Genomic DNA, 23,374 nt, shown 5'->3' with positions numbered 1-23,374 from the left:
AGCTCCTTGCGGCTATGCGGCTAGTGGCGCTTGACGGCGGTGCGGACGGCGTCGAGGAAGGCGTCGTTCTCGGCGGGGGTGCCCGCGGTGACGCGCAGCCAGCCGGGCACGCCGTTGTCCCGGACCAGGACGCCCCGGTCGAGCAGGGCCTGCCAGACGGCGTGGGTGTCCTCGAACCGGCCGAACTGGATGAAGTTGGCGTCGGAGTCGACCACTTCCACCCCGGTCTCGCGCAGCTCGGCCACCACCCGGTCGCGCTCCGCCTTGAGCTGTGCGACGTACCCGAGCAGGGTGTCGGTGTGCTCCAGGCAGGCCAGCGCGGTGGCCTGGGTGACGGCGGAGAGGTGGTACGGCAGCCGGACCAGCTGGACGGCGTCGACCACGGCCGGGTCGGCGGCCAGGTAGCCCAGGCGCAGCCCGGCGGCGCCGAACGCCTTGGACATGGTGCGGGAGACCACCAGGTGCGGCCGGCCCTCGATCAGCGGCAGCAGCGAGGGGCGGTGCGAGAACTCCACGTACGCCTCGTCGACGACCACCATGGTGGGCTTGACGGCCTGCGCGGCGTCGTGCAGGGCCAGCACGGTGCCGGCGTCGACGGCGGTGCCGGTGGGGTTGTTGGGCGAGCAGACGAAGACCACGTCGGGGCGCTGCTCCGCGATCACCGCTCGGGCCGCCTCGACGTCGATGGTGAAGTCGTCGTTGCGCGGGCCGGAGATCCAGCGGGTGCCGGTGCCCCGGGAGATCAGCGCGTGCATCGAGTACGAGGGCTCGAAGCCGAGCGCGCTGCGGCCGGGGCCGCCGAAGGTCTGGAGCAGCTGCTGGAGCACCTCGTTGGAGCCGTTGGCGGCCCAGACCCGGCTGCGGTCCACCGGGTGGCCGGCGGTGCGGCTGAGGTAGGCGGCGAGGCCGGTCCGCAGCTCGACCGCGTCCCGGTCGGGGTAGCGGTTGAGGTGGCGGGCGGCCTCCGCGACCCGCTCCGCGATCCGGGCGACCAGCGGCTCGGGCAGCGGGTAGGGGTTCTCGTTGGTGTTCAGCCGGACGGGGACGTCGAGCTGCGGCGCGCCGTACGGGGACTGGCCGCGCAGCTCGTCGCGGATGGGGAGGTCGTCGATGCGGGTCACAGGCCGGGCGTCTCCCAGTCGAAGCGGGCCCGGATCGCATCCCCGTGGCCCGGCAGGTCTTCGGCGTTCGCGAGGGTCACCACGTGCGCGGCGACGTCCGCGAGTGCGTCGCGGTCGTAGTCCACCACGTGGATGCCGCGCAGGAAGGACTGCACGGACAGGCCGGAGGAGTGGCAGGCGCAGCCGCCGGTGGGCAGCACGTGGTTGGAGCCGGCCGCGTAGTCACCGAGCGAGACGGGCGCGTACGGGCCGATGAAGATCGCTCCGGCGTTGCGCACCCGGGCGGCCACCGCGTGGGCGTCGCGGGTCTGGATCTCCAGGTGCTCGGCGGCGTACGCGTCGACCACCCGCAGGCCGTGGTCCAGGTCGTCCACCAGCACGATGCCGGACTGCCGGCCGGCCAGCGCCTCACCGATCCGCTCGCGGTGCTTGGTGGCGGTGACCTGCGGCTCCAGCTCCTTGGTGACCCGGTCGGCCAGCTCGACGGAGTCGGTGACCAGCACGGCGGCGGCCATCGGGTCGTGCTCGGCCTGGCTGATCAGGTCGGCGGCGACGTGCCGGGGGTCGGCGCTGTCGTCGGCCAGGATGGCGATCTCGGTGGGCCCGGCCTCGGCGTCGATGCCGATCCGGCCCTTGAGCAGCCGCTTGGCGGCGGCGACGTAGATGTTGCCGGGGCCGGTGACCAGGTTGACCGGGCGGCACTCGTCGGTGCCGTAGGCGAACATCGCGATGGCCTGGGCGCCGCCGGCCGCGTACACCTCGTCCACCCCGAGCAGGGCGCAGGCGGCGAGGATGGTGGGGTGCGGCAGGCCGCCGAACTCCTTCTGCGGCGGGGAGGTCACCGCGATGCCCTCGACGCCGGCCTCCTGGGCGGGCACCACGTTCATCACCACGGAGGACGGGTAGACCGCCAGGCCGCCGGGCACGTACAGGCCCACCCGCTGCACCGGCACCCAGCGCTCGGTGACGGTGCCGCCGGGCACCACCTGGGTGGTGTGGTCGGTGCGGCGCTGCTCGCGGTGGACGATCCTGGCCCGCCGCACGGACTCCTCCAGGGCGGCCCGCACCCTGGGGTCCAGCCCGGCCAGCGCCTCGTCGATCGCCGTCTGCGGCACCCGTACCCGCTCCAGGCGGACCCCGTCGAACCGCTCGGTGATCTCGATCAGCGCCGCGGTGCCGCGATGGCGTACGTCCTCGCACAGCGGCCGCACCTTCTCCAGGGCGGCCTCGACGTCGAACTCGGCGCGGGGCAGCAGATCGCGCGGGTCACCGGTGGAGCCGCGCAGGTCGATTCGAGAGATCACCCTGCCCAGTGTAGGGAGTGGCCGGAACGCTCGGCCTGATATTCCAGTCCGTGATACACAGCCTGAGACGTCAGGGGTGGTGTTCGACGGGAAGGGGGCCCGGCATGGCGCAGCCGCCGGACGGGTGGTCGGAGCCGGAGCGCCGCCTGTGGACGGCCTTCCGCCGGGGGGAGGTGTACGACCTGCGGGTCGGCGTGCCGGAGGAGGACGACCCGGCCTCCTCCGGTCCATGGGGCCCGGAGCGCACCGTACGCGCCGAGGTGCTGGCCCACCTGCTGCTGGGCGGACCGGCCGCCGAGTCCGGGCGTGTCGCCAGCCTCAAGCTGATCGGGGCGTACGTCAGCGGCGACCTGGACCTGGCCGGCGGGCAGGTGTCGGCCTATGTGGAGCTGCGGGGCTGCCGCTTCGAGCGGAAGATCCTGATGTCCGAGTGCCGGGCCGGCACGCTACGGCTGATCGGCTGCCTGGTGCCGCGGATCGAGGCGTCCCGGCTGGCCACCGAGGGTGATCTGCATCTGCCGCGCTGCGTGCTCACCAGCGGCCTGCGGCTCACCGACGCGCGGATCGGCACCGATCTGCTGCTCAACCAGGCGATCATCGGCGGCGACCGCCACGACCGGGCGATAGCCGCCGACGGGCTCACCGTCAGCCAGGACATGGAGGCCGAGCTGATCCGCTGCACCGGAGAGATCAGCCTGCGCAGCGCCCGGATCGGCGGCCGGCTGTCGCTGCGCGGCAGCTCGCTGCGGGCCCGCCCCGGCCGGCTCTGCCTCAACGCGGCCCGGATCAGCGTGGAGCACACCCTGTACCTCAGCCGGGCCTGGCTGGGCGGCTGGCGCTCCTCCCTGTCCGACTACGGCACGGGGTACGGCGAGCGGGCCGGCGCGGACAGCCGCACGGTGCCGTTCCGGGCCCGGGGCGGGGTGCGGCTGGACGACGGGCGGTTCGGCAACGCCTGCCTGATCGACCGGGCCGAGTTCCGGCTCGGGGCGGACCAGGAGCTGTCGCTGCGCCGCATCCAGACGCCCGAGCTGCGGCTCTGCCTCAGCCAGACGCCCACCGGCCGGGTCTCGCTCTCCCGGGCCCGGGTGGGCAATCTGATCGACACGCCGGAGAGCTGGCCGGGCGGCGGGAAGGTCGGGCTCACCGGCTTCACCTACGAGTCGCTGCGCCCGGCCGCCGACTTCCCGCTGCGCCGGCGGATCGCCTGGCTGGACGACGCGCTCGGTGACTTCCGCCCCGAGCCGTACGAGCAGTTGGCCGCCGTGCTGCGGCGGGACGGCCTGGACGAGGACGCCCGCGAGGTCCAGCTCGCCAAGCAGCGCCGCCGCCGCGCCGGGCTGCCGCTGCTGGGCCGACTCTGGGGGCGGCTCCAGGACGTCACCGTGGGGTACGGCTACCGGCCGGCTCGGGCGGCGCTGTGGATGGCGCTGCTCTGGGCGCTGGGGGCGGCGTACTTCGCCGGGCATCCGCCGCAGCCGCTCAAGGCCGACGAGGCGCCGCACTGGAACGCCGCGCTGTACGCCATGGACCTGCTGCTGCCGCTGATCGACCTGGGCCAGGACGGCGCCTGGAAGCCGGCCGGCGCCGACCAGTGGGCGGCCGGTGCGCTGGTCCTGCTGGGCTGGGTGCTGGCCACCACGGTGGCCGCCGGTGCCACTCGGCTGCTGCGCCGGGGCTGACCAGCGTATATCACCCTGGGTGACCGCCGTGGGGCGACGGGTGGCGGCCGGGGCGTGCGGCTGCCAGGGTGGGGAGTGCGGTGGGGGTCCGGAACGCCCGTACCGGGGCGCTGCCCCCGAGCGTGCCCCGGTACGGGCCACTCCCCGGCGGCCGGACCCGCGCCCGGGGGCGGGAACGGATGCGCGCGGCGGCGGCCCGGCCACGTACGCTGTGCGCCGTGACCGAACGGCTGCCGCTCTTCCCGCTGGGCTCGGTGCTCTACCCCGGCCTGGTGCTCCCCCTGCACGTCTTCGAGGAGCGCTACCGCCGCCTGGTCGCCGACCTGGAGGCGCAGCCCGAGGAGGAGCCGCGGCGCTTCGGCGTGGTGGCGGTCCGCGACGGCCAGGAGGTCGCGCCCACCGGCAGGGCCGGGCAGCCGGCCGGTGCGCTGGACGGCTTCGGGCCCGACCCGATGCGGGCGCTGTTCACGGTCGGCTGCGTGGCCGACATCGCCTCCGCGCAGTCCCACCCGGACGGCCGCTACGAGCTGATCGCCACCGGGACCACCCGCTTCCGGCTGCTGTCGGTGGACGCCACCGGGCCGTACCTGGTCGGGGAGGTCGAGGCGCTGCCGGAGCAGCCGGGGCCGGAGGCGGGCGCGCTGGCGGCGGGGGTGACCCGGGCGTTCCGCATGTACCAGAAGCGGCTGGCCGGGGCCAGGGAGGCCACCATCGCCGCCGAGCAGGAACTGCCCGACGACCCGCAGGTGCTCTCCTACCTGGTCGCGGCGGCCTCGGTGCTGGACACCCGCGACAAGCAGCGGCTGCTCGCCGCGGCGGACACCACCGAGCGGCTCAACGCCGAGCTGGAGTTGCTGCGCCGGGAGACGGCCGTGCTGGCCAAGCTTCCCTCGCTGCCCGGCTGGGAGCTGACCCGGGCAGCCATCAACCCCAACTGACCGATACGGACCGGAGGCGCGGCCGGATGGCCAAGCAGGCGAAGAAGGGCGGCCGGGGCACCCCGGCGACGGTGGCGCTGGAGGCGGCCGGGGTGCCCTTCACGGTGCACTCCTACTCCCACGACCCGGCAGCCGCCTCCTACGGCGGGGAGGCGGCCGAGGCGCTGGGGGTGACCCCGGACCGGGTGTTCAAGACCCTGGTGGCCGATGTCGACGGCACGCTGACGGTCGGGGTGGTACCGGTCGCCGGGCAGCTGGACCTCAAGGCGCTGGCGTCGGCGGTCGGCGGCAAGCGGGCCGCCATGGCCGACCCGGCGGCGGCCGAGCGGACCACCGGCTACGTACGCGGCGGCATCTCCCCGCTGGGCCAGCGCAAGGCCCTGCGTACGGTGGTGGACACCAGCGCCCTGGCCCACCCGACCGTCTATGTCTCCGCCGGTCGCCGCGGCCTCGAAGTCGAACTCTCCCCCCACGACCTCCTCACCCTCACCACCGCCACCCCGGCCCCCATCGCCCGCCCCTGAACCGACGCCCACCAGGGGCGCGAGGAACGGCGCGAACAACCACCCACCCCCACAGCAGACCCAGCACCACCCAGGGGCGCGAGGAACTGCGCGAACAACCACCCACCTCCGTGGCAGGCTGAGCGCACAGCAACCCGCGCCCCCGGTGGGTGGGTGGCCGACGACGCGCGACCCTCCAGCCCACAGTGCCTGACTTGTCGCGCAGTTCCCCGCGCCCCAGGGCAGGCGCCCGGCCGAGCACGCACAGACCTCGCGCCCCCCGGTGGGTGGGTGGCCGACGACGCGCGACCCTCCGGCCCACAGTGCCTGGCTTGTCGCGCAGTTCCCCGCGCCCCTGGGGAGGTGCCTGGCCGAGCACGCACAGCAACCCGCGCCCCCCGGTGGGTGGGTGGCCGACGACGCGCGACCCTCCAGCCCACAGTGCCTGGCTTGTCGCGCAGTTCCCCGCGCCCCAGGGCAGGCGCCCGGCCGAGCACGCACAGCAACCCGCGCCCCCCGGTGGGTGGGTGGCCGACGACGCGCGACCCTCCGGCCCACAGTGCCTGGCTTGTCGCGCAGTTCCCCGCGCCCCAGGGCAGGCGCCCGTTACTGGGTCGGCCAGGAGGCGGGTGGGGGTGGCGGGGGGGCTCCCTGCCAGTAGGGGGCGGGTTGGGGTTCCCGCTTGCCGAAGGCGGCCGTCAGGCCGAGCAGGACGACCATCGCCGCCATCGACCAGACCAGCAGCGCCCCCTTGGCGCTCAGCTCCAGCGCCGCGTCGAACACCTTGCCCTGGCCCACCTGCCGCGCGTGCGCGACGATGTCGCCGGTCGGCCCGAGGGCCGTCCCCAGCCGCCAGGCAATCACCGAACCGAGCAGACCGCCGACCGCCAACCCGACGGACACCGCGACACCGCCGCCCCGGCGGCGGGTGCAGAGGAAGGCGACCAGCGCCGCGAGCGCTCCGGCGCCCAGGCCGAGCAGGACGAAGACGCCGTCCGCGCCGATCCGCTGCTCGCCCTCCGGGTCCTTGAGGTAGACCGCCTTGCTGTCCGCGTACAGCGGGACCTTGGGCGCGAGCCAGAGCCAGAGCAGGCCCATCAGCAGCCCGGCCAGCGCGCTGCCGACGGCCACCAGCACGCCGATCCGGATCTCGACACCGGGCCTGCGCGGCGGGGTGTCGGCGGGCGCGGGGACCAGGAACCCCGGGTACGCGGGCGGTCCGTACCCGCCGTCCGCGCCCGGCGCCGGCGGCTGCGGCCAGGCCGCCGACGGGGGCGGCGGCGGTGGCGGCACCTGCGAGGCTCCCGGCGGGGAGTCGCCGGGAACGGGGGGCTGTCCGGGGCCCGGGGGGGTGTTGGGTGCGGTCACCGGCCCATCGTGCCACGTCCGGGGGCCGTCGGGCCCGGCGGTGCTCAGCGGTCGGCGCCGGCGGCCCGCCGGTAGGCCCAGGTCGCCACGGACAGCGAGAGCACCCCGACCGCCGCGCACACCCCGAGGTCCATCCCGACCGCCGCCCAGTCGGGGGCGGCGTCGAAGGTACGGGCGAACGCCTCCACGCCGTACGTGGACGGCAGCAGGTCGCGCAGCAGCCGGATCGGCTCGGGCATCCGGCCGGCCGGCAGCACGCCCAGCAGCAGCGCGGCGGACATGCCGAGCTGCCCCAGCAGGGTGGCGATCTCCTGGCGTGGCGCGAGCAGCCCGCAGGCCGCCCCCAGGCCCGCCAGCGCGGCCCCGGCCAGCGGCACCACCGCCGCCAGAATCCACAGGTGCGCCCACGGCAGGTCGAACATCCCGGCGCCGATCCCGGCGGTGACCAGCGTGCCGGGCAGCGTGAAGGACGCGTACGCGCCGGCCGCGCCCAGCACCACCGCCGCCGGGGGCACCGGCAGCGTCGCGTAGTGGTCCAGCCCGCCGGTGGCGCGGAGCCTGCCGAAGTACTGGGCCAGCAGGTTGAGCGCCACGAAGGCGACCACCAGCACGCTGGAGCCCGCCACCACCGCCCGCGCCGAGTCGTTGTCGCCGGCGTCGACGACGCCGCGCATCATGACCAGGATGCCCACCGACTGGAAGGTCGCCACGAACAGCAGCGGCATCCGCGCCACCCGGGCCCGGGAGAGCTGCGCCCGGTAGACGGCGGCCAGCGCGGGCAGCAGCCGGGCGCGGGGGGCGAGCGGCGCGGCATCGGTGACGGGGGCGGGTGCCCGGGTGGGGACGGGTACGGCGGCGGGGGCCGCCGCCGGTGCGGCGACCTGCGGTGCGGTCACTTGGCCAGCCCTTCTGCTCGGCCGCCCAGCGCCAGGTAGGCGTCCTCCAGGCTGGGGGTGGCGAGGGTGAAGTCGTCGAGCGCGGCGAAGGCGGGGCCGCTGGTCACCGCGGCGACCAGCTCCCGGGCCTCCTCGGGGGTGGTGCGCAGCGTCCAGCGGCGCCCGGCGCGCTGGACGCGCTCCGCGAGCGCGGCGACGGCCGGCACCTGGAGCGGCGGCTCGGCGCGCCACACCAGCTCCAGCCGGACGTCCCCGTCGACCAGGGCTTTGAGCCGGCCGGGGGTGTCGCAGGCGATCACCCGGCCGGAGTCGACCACGGCGACCCGGTCGAGGACCGTCTCGGCCTCGATCACATTGTGGGTGACCAGCAGCACGGTGGTGCCCCGCTCGGCGCGGCGCCGGTCGAGCGCCGCCCAGACCGCCCGCCGGGCGACCGGGTCCATGCCGGTGGTCGGCTCGTCCAGCACCAGTAGCGGCCGCTCCCCCACCAGGGTGGCGCCGAAGCAGGCCAGCCGCCGCTGGCCGCCGGACAGCTTGCCGATGGGTCGGCCGGCCAGGTCCTCCAGGCCCAGTTCGGCCAGGACGGCGTCGCGTTCGGCGCGCGCCTGCCGGGTGGTGAGCCCGCGCAGCCGGCCGGTGGTCTCGGCGGCCAGCGCCACGGTGAGCTCGTCCAGCGCGGTGGACTCCTGGCCGAGGTAGCCGAGCAGCCGGGCGGCCCGCTCGGGGTGGCGCACGATGTCGTGGCCGAGGATGTCGATGGCGCCCGCGTCCGGCCGCAGCAGGCCGGTCAGCTGGCGGACCAGGGTGGACTTGCCCGCGCCGTTCGGCCCCAGCAGGCCGAAGACCTCGCCGCGGTGGACCTCCAGCGTGATGTCGTCGGTGGCCCGGACCTCCGTCCTGGCGCCCCGGCGGCCGCCCCGGTAGGTCTTGACCAGGCCGCGCACCGCGCAGCACGGTCCGGCAGGGGTGCGGGCAGGCGCCTGCGGCGTCTGCTGAGGTGTCTGTGTGCTCACCCGTCACCGGCCGAGGACATGCGTGGGCCCGTACTCACGGGGAACGACTCTACGCCGCACCGGGCCGCCACCGGGAAACGGGGCGGTCGGGCGGGCCCGCGGGCTGCTCAGTCGTCCACGGAGACCATCTCGCCGCCGGGCACCCGGGTCGCCAGCTCCCGCCAGAAGCCGGCCCGGATGGCGTAGCGGTCGTGCTCGTCGATCTGGTCGTCCTTGTGCGCCAGCAGGCCGAAGCGGGCGGCGTAGCGCAGCAGTTCGCCGTCGACCCGGTGCGGGATGCGCGGGTAGTCGCCCCAGAGCACGGTGAGCCGCTCGGCGTCGCCGAGCCGCTCGGTCCAGCGGCGGGCGAAGACCTGGCCGACCTCGTGCGGGTCGCCGCCGATCGCGGTGATGTCCTCCTCGCGGTCGGCCCAGCGCTGCTCGGCGGTGGTGACCTGGGCGAGGGTGGGCAGTCCGTCGCCGGGCGAGGGGGTGTCGCCGGCCCGCTCGACCCAGCCCCGGTCGGAGGACCAGCGCAGCACGGCGGTGTTGGGCTGCGGGGGCTGGGCCGCCGGGGCGGGGGCCGGGGCGGCGGCGGTGGCGCGGCCGGCCAGGTCCTTGGGGGTGGGGACGGTCTTGTGGGCGACCGGGGCGGGGGCCTGCTCGGGGCGCGGGGCGTCCTCGGGTTCGCCGGCGGGCCGGGCGGGGGCGGTGGGCTGCTGGGCGGGCGGGGCGGAGAGGATCTTGGCGATCTCGGGGCGCGGTCCCGGCGGCGGGCAGGCGGCGGCCAGTTCCCGTACCCGTACCCAGCGGGTGATCCACTCGCGGTCCAGCACCCGGCGCTCGTCGGCCTCGGCGACCAGGTCCTCGGACTGGTTGAAGTCGCCGTCGGCGGCCTGGACGGCCCACAGGTGGACGGCGACGCCGTGCTCCTTGGCGGACATCATGCCGGGCAGCAGGTCGCCGTCGCCGGTGACCAGCACCACGTCGGCGCAGGCGCGGTTGCGGGCCAGTTCGGAGAGTTCGGCGTGCATGGCGGCGTCGACGCCCTTCTGCACCCAGCGGCCGTCGGCCCGGGTGAGCGCGCCGAGCCGGACGGTGACCCGGGGCATCACCCGCAGCCTGCGGTGCTCGGGCATCGGGCGGCGGTCCGGGGCGGCGTCGAACCAGTAGATGCGCAGCAGCGGCAGGCCGGTCTCGGCCTCCGCGCGCTCGCGCAGCGAGCCGATGAGGTCGGTGTGGTCCACGGTGATGCGGGACCGGGCCGGCTCGCCGGCGAGCAGGCTCGCGGCGGCGCCGAGCAGATATCCGGCGTCCACCAGGACGACGCAGCGGTCCACTTCCCACACCTCTTCCCGATCGGCGCGGCCGGGGCCGGGCCTCTGTGCCTACGGTCCGGGTGGTGCGGCCGGGGCCGTTCACCGTTCAGGAGTCCATACCCGGCGTTCGGGCGGCGAACCGTGCGGGTGGATCTTGATTCACCCGGTCACGTTTCGATCACGCCCGTTCGCTGATCCTGTCACCGTTCGGACGCGGACCGCCTTCGGCGCCGGGAGCGCCGTGTGAGGGTTCTATAAAGGTGCTTCATACCGAGATCCCCGGCGGTGCCGGGGGTCTTCACCGATGGAGCAGCATGCGTATACGCACCGTGGTACCGGCTCTGGTCGGCGCCCTCGCTCTCGGCGGCCTCGCCGCCCCGGCCGCCTCGGCGGCCACCAACACGGCACCGAAGATCACCAAGGTGTCCGCGTCCTCGCTGGTCTTCAGCCCGTCGGTCACCAAGACGTGGAAAGTCTCCGTGACCGTCACCGACAACTCGGGCATCAAGGGCGTCCGGCTCCTGCCCTGGCCCAAGCTCGGCGAGCAGGTCGGCTTCGTCCCGAAGGCCGCCGACCTGAAGACCGACGGCGCTCCGGCGACCTGCAAGGCGACGTCGAGCACCACCTCGGTCTGCACGTACGCCGAGCAGGTCAACTCGCACTCCGACCTCGGCGACAACACGGTCGCCGGTGCCTGGTACCTGGCCGTCCAGGTCACCGGCAAGGACGGCGGGAAGACCTTCGCGGCCAAGGCCGCCTCGTTCTCCTTCAAGCGGCAGACGGCGCTGACCGCGACCGCCTCCGCGAAGTCGGTGAAGAAGAACGGCACCCTCACCGTCTCCGGTCTGCTGCGGGTCGCGGACTGGAAGTCCGGCAAGGCCGTGGGCTACGGCAAGAAGTCCGTCAAGCTCCAGTTCCGCAAGTCCGGCGCCACGGCGTGGACGACCGTGAAGACGGTCACGTCCGACAGCAAGGGCGCCGTGAAGACCACCGCCAAGGTCACGGCGGCGGGCAGCTGGCGCTATGTGTACGCGGGGAGCGGCACGGTGGCCTCGGTCAACTCCGCCGCCGCCACGGTCACTCTGAAGAAGTAACCGGACACCTCGGTGGCCGGATGGGCGCCGCACCCCGCCGGGGTGCGGCGCCCATCGCCGTCCCGGTCGGCACACCAGCCTCACACGACCCGGGATTCGATCTCCGGAGCGCGCTAGGGTGGGGTTCCCCCATTCGGAGACTTCTCCTGGGTGACCCCTGTCCCAAGATCGCCTCCTGACGTCCCGCGCCCGTAGATCCCCGCCGTAGATCCCGCCGGAGATCCTGTCCGAGGAGCCTTTGCACCGTGGCCGACAGCTTCGTTCACCTGCATGTCCACACCGAGTACTCGATGCTGGACGGAGCAGCGAAGAACGGGAAGCTGTTCAAGGAGGCCGAGCGGCAGGGCATGCCCGCCATCGCGATGAGCGACCACGGCAACATGTTCGGCGCGTACGAGTTCTTCCACACCGCGCCCAAGGAGGGCGTCAAGCCGATCATCGGCATCGAGGCGTATGTGGCGCCCGGGTCGCGCTTCGAGAAGAAGCCGGTCTTCTGGGCGCCGGGCGGCCAGCGGGCGGTCAGCACGGACGGCGAGGGCGGCAAGGACGTCTCCGGCGGCGGCCGCTACACCCACATGACCATGTGGGCCGAGAACGCGACCGGCCTGCGGAACCTGTTCAAGCTCTCCTCGCTGGCGTCGATGGAGGGCTACTACATGAAGCCCCGCATGGACCGCGAGCTGATCGCCGAGAACGCCGCCGGCATCATCGCCACCACCGGCTGCCCCTCGGGCGAGGTGCAGACCCGGCTGCGGCTGGGCCAGTACGAGGAGGCGGTCAAGGCTGCCGCCGCCTACCAGGACATCTTCGGCCGGGAGAACTACTTCCTGGAGCTGATGGACCACGGGCTGTCCATCGAGAAGGACGTCCGGGACGACCTGCTCCGGCTGGCCAAGCAGCTGAACATCCCGCTGCTGGCCACCAATGACTCGCACTATGTGACCGCCGACCAGGCGGACGCGCACGACAGCCTGCTCTGCGTCGGCGTGGGCAAGAACAAGGACGACCCGAACCGCTTCAAGTTCCAGGGCACCGGCTACTACATCAAGACCGCCGCCGAGATGCGCGAGCTCTTCCGCGAGCTGCCGGAGGCGTGCGACAACACCCTGCTGATCGCGGAGCGGGTCGAGTCGTACCAGGACGTCTTCACCTATGTCGACCGGATGCCGCAGTTCGACGTGCCCGAGGGCGAGACCCAGGCGTCGTACCTGCGCAAGAAGATCGCCGCCGGGCTGAAGGTGCGCTACGGCGACAACCCCAGCCAGGAGGTGCTGGACCGGATCGAGCTGGAGATGGGCGTCATCACCCCGATGGGGTTCGACGCCTACTTCCTCGTGGTCGCGGACATCTGCCAGTACGCCCGCGACAACGGCATCCCGGTCGGCCCCGGCCGAGGGTCGGCGGCCGGCTCGATGGTCGCGTACCTGACCCGGATCACCGAGCTGGACCCGCTGGAGCACGATCTGCTGTTCGAGCGGTTCCTGAACCCCGAGCGCATCAACCCGCCGGACGTCGACATCGACTTCGACGACCGCCAGCGCGACCAGATGGTGCGCTACGTCACCGAGAAGTACGGCGCCGCCTACACCGCCCAGGTGAACACCTTCGGCACCATCAAGGCCAAGGCCGCCGTCAAGGACGCCAACCGCATCCTGGGCTACCCCTTCTCGATGGGCGACCGGATCACCAAGGCCATGCCGCCGGACGTGATGGGCAAGGGCGTCCCGCTGGCCGACCTGTTCAACGAGTCGCACCCCCGCTACAACGAGGGCACCGAGATCCGGGCGCTGTACGCCAACGAGCCCGACGTCAAGAAGATCATCGACACCGGTCTCGGCATCGAGGGCCTGATCCGGGGCACCGGTGTGCACGCCGCCGCCGTGATCCTCTCCTCCACCCCGCTGCTCGACCTGATCCCGCTGCACAAGCGGGACAAGGACGGCGTGATCATCACCGGCTTCGACTACCCGTCGTGCGAAGCCATGGGCCTGATCAAGATGGACTTCCTGGGTCTGCGGAACCTGGGCATCATCGACCACGCCATCAAGATCATCAAGGACAACCGGGGCGTCGACGTCAACATCGAGCAGATCGCGCTCGACGACCCCACCACCTACGAGCTGCTGGCCAGGGGCGACACCCTGGGCGTCTTCCAGCTCGATGGCGGGCCGATGCGCGCCCTGCTGAAGCTGATGAAGCCCACCGAGTTCGCCGACATCTCGGCCGTCAGCGCCCTGTACCGGCCCGGCCCGATGGGCATGAACTCGCACACCAACTACGCGCTGCGCAAGAACGGCCAGCAGGAGATCACCCCGATCCACCCGGAGCTGGAGGGCCCGCTCAGCGAGGTGCTCGGCCCCACCTACGGCCTGATCGTCTACCAGGAGCAGGTGCAGCGAGCCGCCCAGGTGCTGGCCGGGTACAGCCTCGGACAGGCCGACCTGCTCCGCCGGGCCATGGGCAAGAAGAAGAAGGAGGTGCTGGAGAAGGAGTTCGTCCCCTTCCAGGCGGGCTGCCGGGAGCGCGGCTACTCCGACGAGGCCATCCAGGCGGTGTGGGACGTGCTGGTCCCGTTCGCCGGCTACGCGTTCAACAAATCGCACTCCGCCGCCTACGGCCTGGTCTCCTACCAGACCGCGTACCTCAAGGCCAACTACCCGGCCGAGTACATGGCCGCGCTGCTGACCTCGGTGGCCGACGACAAGGACAAGATGGCGGTCTACCTGGCGGAGTGCCGCCAGATGGGCATCAAGATCCTCTCGCCGGACGTCAACGAGTCCGTGGTCGACTTCACCGCCGTCGGCAACGACGTGCGCTTCGGCCTGAAGGCGGTGCGCAACGTCGGCGTCAACGTGATCGAGTCGCTGGTCAGGACGCGCAGCGAGAAGGGCAAGTACACCTCGTTCGCGGACTTCCTGGACAAGGTCGAGCTGGTGGTCTGCAACAAGCGCACCATCGACTCGCTGATCAAGGCCGGCGCCTTCGACTCCCTCGGGCACACCCGGCTGTCGCTGACCACGGTGCACGAGACCGCGATCGACGCCGTCACCGGTCTCAAGAAGCAGCAGGCGATCGGCCAGGATGACCTGTTCGGCGCGCTGGACACCGGCGCCGACGCCCCCGCCATCGGCCTGGACTTCGAGCTGACCGACCGCGAGTGGCCGCGCAAGCAGCTGCTCAGCCTGGAGCGCGAGATGCTCGGGCTGTACGTCTCCAGCCACCCGCTGGACGGCGCCGAGCACATCCTCTCCCGCAACCGGGACACCTCCATCGCCGAACTGCTCGGCTCCGGCCGCACCGAGGGCGAGGTCCGGCTCGCCGGGCTGATCACCTCGGTCGACCGCCGGATCAACAAGGCGGGCAACCCCTGGGCAATCATCACCCTCGCCGACCGCGACGGCTCGGTGGAGGTGCTGTTCTTCCCGGCCACCTACAACCTGATGTCCGACCAGATGGTCGAGGACAATGTGATCTCCGCCCGGGGGCGGCTCAACGAGCGGGACGGCACGCTGAGCATCTTCGGCCAGGAGATCACCACCCTGGACATCTCCTCGGCCGAGCACGGCGGCAAGCCGCCAGTCCAGATCAGCGTGCCGTACGCCAAGGTCAACCCCGGGCTGGTACGGGAGCTGAAGCGCTCGCTGCGGGCCCACCCCGGCGACGTACCGGTGCGGCTGCTCACCACCAGCCGCCAGCAGGACGTCCTGTACGAGCTGGGCTTCCTGGTCAACCCGGACACCGCCTTCGCCAGCGAGGTGAAGTCGCTGCTCGGGCCGTCCGCCTGGAGCGCGTAGCGTCGGGCCGCTCCGGTACGGGAGCCCGTACGGGAGTGCGGGAACCAACGGCCGGGCCGGTTCGTCGGCACTAACGAGTCGAAACCGACACGTCGAACCGATCACGTCCCGACCAGCAAGTCACCGGAGGGAGACCCGCCATGGCCACCGCCCGCAGCACCGCACCCGGCACCGCCTTCGGCGGCGCTCCCGCCCCGGCACCGGGGCAGCCGTGACAGCCGGGCGGCACGTGGACGGCGGGCGGCGGGGGCGGTGCGGCCCCTCCCCCGCCCCCGCGACGCTGTTCACCGTGGTGCGGGCGGCGGTCTTCGCCGCGCTGCTGCTGATGCTCTCGGCCGGTTCGCACGTCCTGCTCTCCCATGCCCCGCTGCCGACGCCCACCATGGCGGCGGCCGGCGCCGGGGTGTTCGGGCTGGCCCTGCTGCTGGGCCGGCGCGAGCGGTCGTACGGGCAGATAGCGGCGCTGCTGGTGCCGCTCGAACTGGCACTGGACACCCTGTTCACCACCGGCCAGGCCACCTGCTACACCGCCACCGGCGGCGGTCCGATCACCGGGCCCTGGCACTCCGTCAGCACGCTGCTGATGTGCGGCGGCGCTCCCGACCCGGCCGGGCCGCAGCTGCCCGTCGCCGGGGTGCTGGCGCCCTGGCTGGTGCTCGCCGCGCATCTGCTGCTCGGCCTGGCCGCCGCCTGGTGGCTGCGGGTCGGCGAAGCGGCCGCCTTCCGGCTGCTGCGGGCGCTCGCCGCCGTGGCCGCCGCCCCGCTGCGCGGTGTGCTGGCACTGCTCGCCGCGCTGGTCGCCGCCCATGAGCCGGCGCCCGTGTCACCGCCGCGCGCCCCCCGTCCGGCCGCCGCGCCGGGCGTACCGCTGCTGCTGCACTCCGTGGTCCGCCGTGGCCCGCCGTCCGGGCTGCGCACGGCCTGCCGCTGACCCCGCCGTCCTGGGCGCGCGGGTGCCCGGCCACCGTGCTCCGCCCCCTCCACGGCATCCAGACGACGGGATCGGCACACCATCATGACTTCCCACAGCAGCAAGGACAGCACCGCCCGTGAGCGCCTCCGGGCGGCCCGCGCCGAGCAGGAGCGGCGCGACCGCCGCCGCAAGCGGCTGTTCGTCGCCATCACCGCGGTGGCCGTACTGGCCGCCGGCACCGGGGTCGGCGTCGCGGTGCAGACCCACCGGGCCGCCTCCGACAAGCCGTACGCGGCGCCCGCGCACTCCTCCGGCCCGGACGGCACCGTGATCGTCTACGGCAAGCCGGACGCCAAGGCGACGCTCCAGGTGTACGAGGACTTCCGCTGCCCGATCTGCGCCTCGCTGGAGCACTCGGCGGGCAGCACCATCCAGCAGCTCGCGGACCAGGGCAAGTACCGGATCGAGTACCACTTCGGCGCGTTCCTGGACGGCAATCTGGGCGGCCACGGCTCGCGCACCGCGCTGAACGCGGCCGGGGCGGCGCTGAACGAGAGCGCCGCCAAGTTCAAGGCGTTCCACGATGTGCTCTACGCCAACCAGCCGGAAGAGAGCAACGACGGCTTCGCCGACACCGACACCCTGCTCGCGCTGGCGGCCAAGGTGCCGGGGCTGAAGACCGCCGCCTTCACCAAGGCGGTCCGCGACCAGACCTATGAACCCTGGGTGCAGAAGGTCTCCGACGCCTTCTACCGCAGCGATGTCACCGGCACCCCGACCGTCAAGCTGAACGGCAAGACGCTGGAGGTGGTCAAGCAGGACGGGCAGACGGTCACCGGGGCGGAGTTCAGCACGCTGGTGGACCAGGCGCTCGGTTCTTGATCGAATTCTGGGCACAACCGGCCCGTCCGCGCCGCTGATCGGTCAGAATGGCGGCGCGGGCGGGACGGGCACCGGGGGCGGGGGTAGGGCGTGGCTGCTGCGAGGAGGGCCGGCCGGGCGCGGCTGCTGGCCGCCGGTTCGCTGCTGGCCGCCGTCGTGCTGATACTCGGCGCCCTGGGGCTGCTCGACGGGCTCCAGGGCGTCGTGAACCGGCTGGGGAGCGGCCGGTGGCAGCCCGAGCAGCCCACCGGCCCCGACCATCTCACCGCCCGGATGCGGGCCGTCCGGGCGGCGGTGGCCAAGGAGTTCGCGCTCCCGTACGGCAGCGGCTGCTACCGGGAGGACGGCGGCATCGCGGGCGGCGGCGAGCATCCGCTCGGCCGCGCCTGCGACTTCATGCTCGGCCCGGCGGGGGTCCGGGCGACCGGCGGGCGGCAGCAGCTCGGGGACCGGATCGTCCGCTGGGTGCGCGACCACGCGGACGAGTACGGCATCTGGTACGTGATCTACCGCCGGCACATCTGGTCCAGCCGCCACCCGGAACGCGGCTGGCTGCGGATGGAGGATCGCGGCAGCATCACCGAGAACCACTACGACCATGTGCACATCTCGGTGTACTGAGCCATCCCCGTCCTGTGCCCCTCAGCCGGCAGACCCCTCAGCCGGCGGACCCCTCGGGCGCGTCCAGGTCCGTGAGGAAGTCCAGCGCGATGGCCCAGGCGCGGCGGGCGGCGTCCGCGTCGTGGTCGGGAAGGTCGGGGTCGGTGAAGATGTGCCCGGCGCCGTGGTAGCGGTGCACCTCGACATCGGCGCCGGCCCGGCACATCCGCAGGTACCAGGCAGTCAGCCAGTCCTCCGGCTCGAACGGGTCGGGCTCGGCCACATGCAGCTGGACCGGGATCTCGGTCGCCGCGTCGTCCAGGATGTCCGAGGTGCCGTGGAAGAGCAGCAGGCCACGGGCCCCCTCGTCCGCCAGGGCCAAATTCTGGGCGAGAGCGCCGCCGAGCGAGAAGCCGGCGTAGACCAGGCCGGGCGCACCGGGCGCGGCCGCGCCGATCAGCGGGACGGCGGCGGCGACGGCCCGGCGCAGCAGCTCCTCGGTGCCGATCCGGTCCTTGATCGCCATGCCCTCCTCCACCGTCTCGACCACCAGGCCGTCGTACAGGTCGGGCACATGCACCTCATGGCCTGCCGTGCGCAGCCGGTCCGCCGCCGCGTGGACGGCGGGCCGCAGCCCGTAGGCGGAGTGCAGGAGGAGGATACGTGCCACGGTGGTGCCTTCCTGGCGGGTCGGGTGACGTGCGCCTCCCATCATCCCCGCCCGGACCCCGCCGCAGGTCACCGGCCCAGGAGACCATGAGCCGACCGGGCGTCAGGAGACGATGTCCTTGCCCCGGAAGCCACGGAAGGCGAGCGCGGTCAGCACCACGGCGTACGAGGCCGACACCGCCACACCCTTGATCATGCCGCCCCACTCCAGCTGCGGCTGGAGCGCGTCCGCCCAGGCGTACTGCCAGTGGGCGGGCAGCAGTTGGCGCCAGTCCCCGAGGGCGGTGACGGCGTCCAGCACATTGCCGACGATGGTGAGGAAGACCGCGCCGCCGACCGCGCCGAGCGGTGCGTCGGTGGCGGTGGAGAGCCAGAACGCCAGCCCGGCGGTGGCCAACTGGGAGAGCAGCACATACAGCACCGCGAGGGCCAGGCGCGGCAGCGCCGAACCGGCCACCAGGGTGTCGCCGGTGGGCAGTCTGAGATCGCCCCAGCCGTACGCGGCGGTGCCGACCGCCAGCGCCACCACGGGCAGCAGCACCATCGCGGCGGCGCTGAAGGCCAGGCCCACCGTGAGCTTGCTCGCCAGCAGCCGGGTGCGCGGCACCGGGGCGGCCAGCAGATAGCGCAGCGAGGACCAGCCGGCTTCGGAGGCCACCGTGTCGCCGCAGAACAGCGCGACCGGGATGACCAGCAGGAAGCCGGTGGAGACAAAGAGCGCGGTGGCCGCGAAGTTGGCCCCGGAGGCGGTGGCGGTGTCGATCAGGGTGGCCCGGCCTCGATCGGAGCCGGGGCCGCCGCCGAGGGCGAACGCGGCGAGCAGCACCAGCGGCAGCCCGGCCAGCACCGCCGCGATGACCATCGTCCGGCGGCGGCGCAGCTGCCGCACCGCCTCCACCCGCAGCGGCAGGGTGCGGCGCGGCAGGTAGCCGGGGGCGTGCCCGGCGGCGGGCGGGCGCGGGGTGCCCAGCGTCGGCACATGCGGGGCGGGCGCGGCCGCCGGGGTGGGCGGGGTCGCGGAAGGCGGTGGTACGGCGGTCACGCCGGTCCTCCGATCAGGGAGAGGAAGGCGTCCTCCAGGCGGCGGTGCGGCCCGAGCCGCTCCACGGGGATGCCCAGTCCGACCAGCTCGGCCAGCAGCCGGGGCGCGGTGAGGCCATCGAGCCGGACCAGGACGCCGTCGTCGGCGGCCTCGGCGGAGACGACCCCGTCCAGGGCGGCGATCCGCTTGGCGGCCGCCGCGCGGCCGGCCGCGTCCAGCGCGTCCGGGCCGCTCGCCGGGGTGCCGATCAGCAGCAGGTCGCCCGCGCCGACGATGTCCGCGACAGCGCCGGCGGCGACCAGTCGGCCGTGGTCCATCACCACCAGGTGGGTGCAGCTCTGCTCGACCTCCGAGAGCAGGTGGCTGGAGACGATGACGGTGCGGCCGGTGGCGGCGTAGCGGATGAGCACCTCGCGCATCTCGCGGATCTGCGGCGGGTCGAGGCCGTTGGTGGGCTCGTCCAGGATGAGCAGTTCGGGCAGGCCCAGCATGGCCTGGGCGATGGCCAGGCGCTGCCGCATGCCCTGGGAGTAGGTGCGCACCGCGCGGTCCAGCGCCTCCCCGAGGTCCGCGATCTCCAGCGCCTCCGCCAGCCGGGCGTCCTCGTCGGGGCGGCCGGTGGCCCGCCAGTACAGCCGCAGGTTGGCGCGGCCGGTGAGGTGTGGCAGGAAGCCGGCGCCCTCGACGAAGGCACCGACCCGGGAGAGCACCGGCGCGCCGCTGCGCACCGCGTGGCCGAAGACCCGGATCTCGCCGCTGTCGGGGCGGATCAGGCCCATCAGCATCCGCAGGGTGGTGGTCTTGCCGGCGCCGTTGGGCCCGAGCAGCCCGACGACCTGGCCCTGCTCCACCCGGAAGCCCAGGTCCTGGACGGCATAGCGGTCGGCGGCCCCGGCGTAGCGCTTGCTCAGGCCGGTGATCCGCAGCGGTACGGCGGCCGACTCGGGGTCCGGCTGCGGGGTGCGCCGGCGGCGGCCGCGCCCGGTGAGCAGCAGCAGCGCGGCGAGCAGCACGGCGGCGGCGGGCATCGCCCAGACCCAGCGGGGCAGCGGCGCGGCGGCGGTGCGCAGCCCGGCGTCCACCGGCACGGTGAGGGCGCCGCCGCTCAGCGCGATGCGGTACGTGGCGGCGGCGGCCGGGGAGGCGTACGCGAGGTCGGTGCTGGCGAGCACCAGCAGCATCCGGTGTCCGGCGGCGAACTCGTGGTCCAGCGCGGGCAGCCGTATCCGCACGGTGCGGCCCTGCGGGGCGTCGGCGCCGGTCACCCGCAGCGGGGCGACCAGCTGCTCGGGGAGGGTGCGGGCGCCGTCCGGGGCGACGTCGTAGAGCTTGGCGAAGAGCACCGCGTCCGGCCGGTCGGCGCGCACCCGTACGGTCACCTGCGGTGTGCCGGTGACCCGGACGGCGCCGGTCAGCGGGGCGGAGCCGAAGGAGGCGGACTGGCCGGGGATGTCGAGGGAGAGGCTGCCGCCCGCGGCTGAGAGCTGGGCGAGGGCGGCGACGCCGGGCACATTGGAGACGGCGGGCGGGGCGCCGCCGGGCGGGTTGGCGGCGGTCTGCTCGCCGCCGGTCAGCGGGACGGTACGGCTGGTGGTGCCGTCCAGGCCGGGGTAGCGGTCGGCGGTGGCGCCGCGCAGCACGGGCTGGACGCCGGTGGAGTCCAGGCCGCCGGTGCGGGTGACCCGGAAGGCGGGGCCGGTGTCGGTGGGGCGCTGCCTGAGGTAGTGGTCGAACCAGGCGGTGATCCGCCGGTCGATCCGGCCGCTCTCCTGGTCGCCGCCGTCATGGCCGCCCGCCGACCAGTCGACGGCGACCGGTGCGCCGTTGGCGGCGACCGCGCGGGCGATGGCGTCGCCCTGGTCGAGCGGGAACAGCGAGTCGTGCCGGCCCTGGACGACCAGGGTGGGGACGCGGATGCGGTCGGCCACCGAGGACGGGCTGGAGCGCTCCAGCAGGGTGACGGCGGCGGCGTCCGGTCGCCCGGCGACCGCGACGCGGTCGTACATGGCGCACAGCTCGGCGGTGAAGCGGCCGCAACCGGTCGCGGCGGGGCCGGCGGCGGTCGTGGCAGCGGTCTTGACGGTGGCGTCGGTGGCGTCGGTGGAGCCGCTGGAGAAGAAGATCCCGGCCCAGAGCATCTTGAACACCCCGTCGGCGGGCCGACCGCCCGCCACGCTCTGCGGGAAGAGCGCCTCCGCCAGGTTCCACCAGGTGATCTGCGGCGCGATGGCGTCGATCCGCCGGTCGTACGCGGCCGCCAGCAGCGAGACCGCCCCGCCGTAGGAGGCGCCGGTGACGCCGACCCTGGGGTCCCCGGCGGCGTCGAGTTGCACCTCGGGCCGGGTGGCCAGCCAGTCGACCAGGTCGCGGACGTCCTGCACCTCGGCGTCGGGCGCGTCCAGGCCGATCCGGCCGCCGGAGCGGCCGAAGCCGCGCGCCGACCAGGTCAGCACCGCGTAGCCGGCCCGAGCCAGTTGCTCGGCCTGCGTCCGTACGTCGTCCTTGCTGCCGCCGAAGCCGTGCGCCAGCAGCACGGCGGGGCGGCGCCCGGGACCGCCTGCGGTGATGAAGGCGGTGTCGATGCGCACCCGGCGGGCGCTGCCGGGGCTCTCCGGCAGTTGCAGGAAGCGCTGCTCCACCCGGACGGCCGGGCCGCCCCCGGAGTGCGCCGTGAGGCCGATCCCGAGGGCACCGGCCAGCACCGCCAGCGCCAGGGTGGCGGCGGCCAGCCGGCGGGGGCCGCGCGGCCGGTTCGAGTACCACTGCCGCATCCGGCGGCCGCCCAGGTCCATGGTTGGTGATCCTAACCGCCGCCGCCGACAGCCCGCCGATGTGGTCGGCGCCACCCGCCGACCGGGTGTTCGACGGGTGCGAGCGGCAAGGGGTATCGGTACCGTCCGCCGCCCGGCGGGACGGGGAGAGGTACGACGTGGTGCTGTGGGACGTGGTGCGGCCGGTCAGTGTGCTGGTCGGGACCGGGCTGGTGACCGCGGCCCTCGGCTGGCTCGCCGAGCGGCTGGTGCGGCGGATGGCGGCGGGGCGGCCGGACAATCCGCTCTGGGGCCTGCTGCGGCGCTGCCGTGCGCCGTTCCTGCTGACCGTCGGCTCGCTGGTGCTGCTCGGCGGCGAGCAGGCGGCCGCGCTGCCGTCCGGGGTGCGCGGGCCGCTGCGGCATCTGCTGGCGCTGTTCGTGATCGCGGTGACCGCCTGGCTGGTGTCCCGGGTGGCCGCGCTGCTGGTCAACACGTCCTTCAACCGCTATGCGGCGGTCCGCCGCGACCCGGCGCGGGTCCGGCGGGTGCGGACCCAGGCGGGGATGCTGCGCCGGGTGACCACGGTGCTGGTGGTGCTGGTGGCGCTGGCCTGCATGCTGATGACCTTCCCCCAGGTGCGCGCGGTGGGCACCAGCCTGCTCGCCTCCGCCGGGCTGATCGGCGTGGTGGCGGGTGTGGCGGCGCAGAGCACGCTGGCCAACCTCTTCGCCGGCTTGCAGGTCGCCTTCGGGGACATGGTGCGGATCGGTGACGTGGTGGTGGTGGAGGGCGAGTGGGGCACGGTCGAGGAGATCACCCTCACGTACCTGGTGCTGGCCACCTGGGACCAGCGGCGGATCGTGATGCCGGTCTCGTACTTCGCGGGCAGGCCGTTCGAGAACTGGTCGCGGCACGACCCCCGGATGACCGGCACGGTGCTGCTGCACCTGGACCACGCCACGCCGGTGCCGGAGCTGCGGGAGGAGTTCCGGCGGCTGCTCAAGGACTCGCCGCTCTGGGACGGGGTGGGCTCGGCGCTCCAGGTCACCGACACCACCCCCAGCGGGATCGTGGTGCGGGCGCTGATGACGGCGCGCGACTCGGACGACGCCTTCACGCTCCGCTGCGAGGTACGGGAGCGGCTGATCGACTATCTGCGCCGCCACCATCCGCAGTCGCTGCCGAGGATCGCCACCGCACCGGCCGCGACCCCCGACCTGCCGCACCCGAGATCCGCTCCCCGGGCGGACGGCGGCAGGCCGGACACGGGCAGAACAGGTACGGGCAGGACAGGCACGGCCAGGACAGGCACGGCCAGGCCGACCGGCGAGCGGGAGCCGGATCGGCGGCAGCGGGGGCGACTGCCGGCCGAGGCCGGGCGGGACGGCGAGCCGCCCCGGCACACCTCCGCACCGGCCGCGCCGCCGGGCGAGGGCGTCACCCTGGCCAAGGACGGGCCCAACGGCCCCGACGGACCGGGCGGCGACCCGCGCGGCTGACCGGA

18 protein-coding genes are annotated in these 23,374 nt (G+C 74.0%); 9 read left to right on the top strand and 9 right to left on the bottom strand.

Features of this window, described 5'->3' with window-relative positions; translation table 11 throughout:
- Positions 1-20: 20 nt before the first annotated feature.
- Both ACIQGZ_RS11800 and hisD read right to left on the bottom strand, forming a co-directional pair.
- Positions 21-1,121 carry a histidinol-phosphate transaminase gene (locus tag ACIQGZ_RS11800; RefSeq protein WP_402601096.1) on the bottom strand — a complete coding sequence of 367 codons (1,101 nt, stop codon included), beginning with the start codon at positions 1,119-1,121 and terminating at the stop codon, positions 21-23.
- On the bottom strand, positions 1,118-2,425 hold the full coding sequence (gene hisD, locus ACIQGZ_RS11795) for a histidinol dehydrogenase (protein ID WP_402601094.1): 1,308 nt from the start codon (positions 2,423-2,425) through the stop codon (positions 1,118-1,120). Before hisD ends, ACIQGZ_RS11800 begins: the two co-directional genes overlap by 4 nt.
- Positions 2,426-2,529: 104 nt before the next feature.
- On the opposite strand from hisD, the gene ACIQGZ_RS11790 reads away from it, so the two are divergent.
- From ACIQGZ_RS11790 to ybaK, 3 genes are all read left to right on the top strand, one after another.
- Positions 2,530-4,107 carry an oxidoreductase gene (locus ACIQGZ_RS11790; protein WP_402601093.1) on the top strand — a complete coding sequence of 526 codons (1,578 nt, stop codon included), beginning with the start codon at positions 2,530-2,532 and terminating at the stop codon, positions 4,105-4,107.
- A 218-nt stretch (positions 4,108-4,325) separates the two neighbouring features.
- Positions 4,326-5,045, top strand: a complete 720-nt coding sequence (locus tag ACIQGZ_RS11785; RefSeq protein WP_402601092.1) for an LON peptidase substrate-binding domain-containing protein — start codon at positions 4,326-4,328, stop codon at positions 5,043-5,045.
- A 26-nt stretch (positions 5,046-5,071) separates the two neighbouring features.
- Entirely contained in the window at positions 5,072-5,569 is a 498-nt protein-coding gene (gene ybaK, locus ACIQGZ_RS11780) for a Cys-tRNA(Pro) deacylase (RefSeq protein WP_402601091.1), read from the top strand.
- A gap of 585 nt (positions 5,570-6,154) precedes the next feature.
- Here ybaK and ACIQGZ_RS11775 read toward each other — a convergent pair.
- The 4 genes from ACIQGZ_RS11775 to ACIQGZ_RS11760 all read right to left on the bottom strand — a co-directional run bounded on the left by ACIQGZ_RS11775 (position 6,155) and on the right by ACIQGZ_RS11760 (position 10,153).
- Positions 6,155-6,916, bottom strand: a complete 762-nt coding sequence (locus tag ACIQGZ_RS11775) for a hypothetical protein (protein ID WP_402601090.1) — start codon at positions 6,914-6,916, stop codon at positions 6,155-6,157.
- A 44-nt stretch (positions 6,917-6,960) separates the two neighbouring features.
- Positions 6,961-7,812: an ABC transporter permease gene (locus tag ACIQGZ_RS11770; protein WP_402601089.1), complete on the bottom strand. Its 852-nt coding sequence runs from the start codon at positions 7,810-7,812 to the stop codon at positions 6,961-6,963.
- Positions 7,809-8,756 (bottom strand): ABC transporter ATP-binding protein, encoded by a 948-nt coding sequence (locus ACIQGZ_RS11765; protein ID WP_402601088.1) that lies wholly within the window; start codon positions 8,754-8,756, stop codon positions 7,809-7,811. The genes ACIQGZ_RS11770 and ACIQGZ_RS11765 overlap by 4 nt, the downstream gene beginning before the upstream one ends.
- A 176-nt stretch (positions 8,757-8,932) precedes the next feature.
- Positions 8,933-10,153: an NYN domain-containing protein gene (locus ACIQGZ_RS11760; RefSeq protein WP_402601087.1), complete on the bottom strand. Its 1,221-nt coding sequence runs from the start codon at positions 10,151-10,153 to the stop codon at positions 8,933-8,935.
- A gap of 284 nt (positions 10,154-10,437) precedes the next feature.
- On the opposite strand from ACIQGZ_RS11760, the gene ACIQGZ_RS11755 reads away from it, so the two are divergent.
- From ACIQGZ_RS11755 to ACIQGZ_RS11735, 5 genes are all read left to right on the top strand, one after another.
- Positions 10,438-11,217, top strand: coding sequence for a DUF5707 domain-containing protein (locus ACIQGZ_RS11755; protein ID WP_402601085.1), 780 nt, complete (start codon positions 10,438-10,440; stop codon positions 11,215-11,217).
- A 245-nt stretch (positions 11,218-11,462) separates the two neighbouring features.
- A complete protein-coding gene (gene dnaE, locus ACIQGZ_RS11750; RefSeq protein ID WP_402601083.1) occupies positions 11,463-15,011 on the top strand; it encodes a DNA polymerase III subunit alpha in 3,549 nt (1,182 codons plus the stop codon).
- A gap of 211 nt (positions 15,012-15,222) precedes the next feature.
- Positions 15,223-15,942, top strand: a complete 720-nt coding sequence (locus ACIQGZ_RS11745; RefSeq protein ID WP_402601082.1) for a hypothetical protein — start codon at positions 15,223-15,225, stop codon at positions 15,940-15,942.
- 84 nt (positions 15,943-16,026) lie between these two features.
- Positions 16,027-16,806 (top strand): DsbA family protein, encoded by a 780-nt coding sequence (locus ACIQGZ_RS11740; protein WP_402601081.1) that lies wholly within the window; start codon positions 16,027-16,029, stop codon positions 16,804-16,806.
- A 90-nt stretch (positions 16,807-16,896) separates the two neighbouring features.
- Positions 16,897-17,427, top strand: a complete 531-nt coding sequence (locus ACIQGZ_RS11735; protein ID WP_402601080.1) for a hypothetical protein — start codon at positions 16,897-16,899, stop codon at positions 17,425-17,427.
- A gap of 37 nt (positions 17,428-17,464) precedes the next feature.
- Here ACIQGZ_RS11735 and ACIQGZ_RS11730 read toward each other — a convergent pair whose 3' ends face one another.
- From ACIQGZ_RS11730 to ACIQGZ_RS11720, 3 genes are read right to left on the bottom strand one after another with little or no spacing between them, the layout of a single operon-like run.
- Positions 17,465-18,118 (bottom strand): dienelactone hydrolase family protein, encoded by a 654-nt coding sequence (locus tag ACIQGZ_RS11730; RefSeq protein WP_402601079.1) that lies wholly within the window; start codon positions 18,116-18,118, stop codon positions 17,465-17,467.
- Positions 18,119-18,178: 60 nt separating this feature from the next.
- Positions 18,179-19,054: an ABC transporter permease gene (locus ACIQGZ_RS11725; protein WP_402601457.1), complete on the bottom strand. Its 876-nt coding sequence runs from the start codon at positions 19,052-19,054 to the stop codon at positions 18,179-18,181.
- 59 nt (positions 19,055-19,113) lie between these two features.
- Positions 19,114-21,909 carry a CocE/NonD family hydrolase gene (locus ACIQGZ_RS11720; protein ID WP_402601078.1) on the bottom strand — a complete coding sequence of 932 codons (2,796 nt, stop codon included), beginning with the start codon at positions 21,907-21,909 and terminating at the stop codon, positions 19,114-19,116.
- A gap of 5 nt (positions 21,910-21,914) precedes the next feature.
- Here ACIQGZ_RS11720 and ACIQGZ_RS11715 point away from each other — a divergent pair, with 5 nt between their 5' ends.
- Positions 21,915-23,369: a mechanosensitive ion channel family protein gene (locus ACIQGZ_RS11715; RefSeq protein WP_402601455.1), complete on the top strand. Its 1,455-nt coding sequence runs from the start codon at positions 21,915-21,917 to the stop codon at positions 23,367-23,369.
- Positions 23,370-23,374 lie beyond the last annotated feature (5 nt).

Origin of the sequence: Streptomyces sp. NPDC092296, assembly GCF_044755465.1 — a bacterium.
Lineage (GTDB): Bacteria > Actinomycetota > Actinomycetes > Streptomycetales > Streptomycetaceae > Peterkaempfera.
The sequence above is the reverse complement of the archived record's forward strand: the minus strand, read 5'-3'. Positions and strand labels throughout refer to the sequence as shown.